Raw genomic sequence first — 1,178 nt, forward strand, 5'->3', positions numbered from 1 at the left:
TAAATCCTTATCTGGCAAGAGACTTAATTGATTAGTTCGCTCTAGAGCAAAAACAATTGACAAAAATCGCTAAATGCCTTTCTATATAAGGGTTCCATCCCTTATAACCTCCGTCCATTGCATAACACAAACCGAAGAGCCGACTGTCTATGATGCTTTTAATACGGTCAAAAACATGATCACTGCTAACAATTCAGGGGAAATATTCTGGATTAAAGAACAGGAAGAAACCGCTTATTTTTGTCAGCGTTATCTCCACAATCAGGAGGTTAATTGTCATTATGCTGCCCAATTTGCTTCAAGACTGATGATCGAATTAGTTAGTATCGCCCTAGGAAAATTATGGCAACCACCGACAATTTATCTTCAGGGTGAGCGGGGCTGCGACTTAAAAGATGAATCTTTAAGCAGAACTAAAATTCGTGCGGGAATGGGATTTACCGCTATTGTTTTTCCTCGTTCTTTTCTGAGTTTACCTCTTAAATTTCCCGTAGCTATAGATAATAAACCGAGTCAAAAAGATAGGGAAAATCTCTATTCTTCCTCCCCTGTACAGAATATAAGTGGCTCTTTAAAACAGGTGATTACTCCTCTTTTACCCAACGGTTATCCCGATATTAACTTAGCCAAAGAAATCACCGGCATGAGTGTCCGTACCCTACAAAGAAGGTTAGGAGAAGAAGGTTTAACCTATACTCAGGTAGTGGAAAAAATTCGTTTTGAGCAAGCAGTTTTGTGGCTGCAGGAACCCCAGATAAAATTAATTGATATTGCCATGGAATTAGGTTACAGTGATCCCGCCCATTTTACTCGCGCTTTTAAGCGTTGGACAGGATTATCACCTCGGGATTTTCGTCGTCAAAAATTGGCTAATTATCAATAGACCTCTAGAGGAGGAGTAAGGGGCCAGTGTTCTCGGAGTCTGGACAAGAAAACACCAAGAGATTGAACAAAATTAATTACACCTATGGAAGGGACTATTGCAAGAGTGCCTATCCTAACCAAAAAATTAAGGCTCTCTTGGTTTAGCTTGGTTAAATATCTGAACTTCCCCCATACATATATACCATAATAGCCGAAAACCCTTATCCATCAATGGATATAGCCCTTAACTTTTCTTAATGTACCCATGTAATTTGTAACATTTCTTAATGGACAAGAATTCTCTCCATTTGCTA

At 39.0% G+C, this 1,178-nt stretch carries 1 protein-coding gene; it reads left to right on the top strand.

Features of this window, described 5'->3' with window-relative positions; translation table 11 throughout:
• Positions 1-175: 175 nt before the first annotated feature.
• Positions 176-883: a helix-turn-helix domain-containing protein gene (locus O9324_RS19865; RefSeq protein WP_288141103.1), complete on the top strand. Its 708-nt coding sequence runs from the start codon at positions 176-178 to the stop codon at positions 881-883.
• Positions 884-1,178: the final 295 nt, after the last annotated feature.

The organism is Microcystis sp. LE19-84.1B, assembly GCF_027531875.1.
Classification (GTDB): Bacteria; Cyanobacteriota; Cyanobacteriia; order Cyanobacteriales; family Microcystaceae; genus Microcystis; species Microcystis panniformis.

Excerpts from the sequence above, each read along its gene's own strand:
- O9324_RS19865 (WP_288141103.1), top strand. The coding sequence starts at position 176 with ATGATCACTGCTAACAATTCAGGGGAAATATTCTGGATTAAAGAACAG.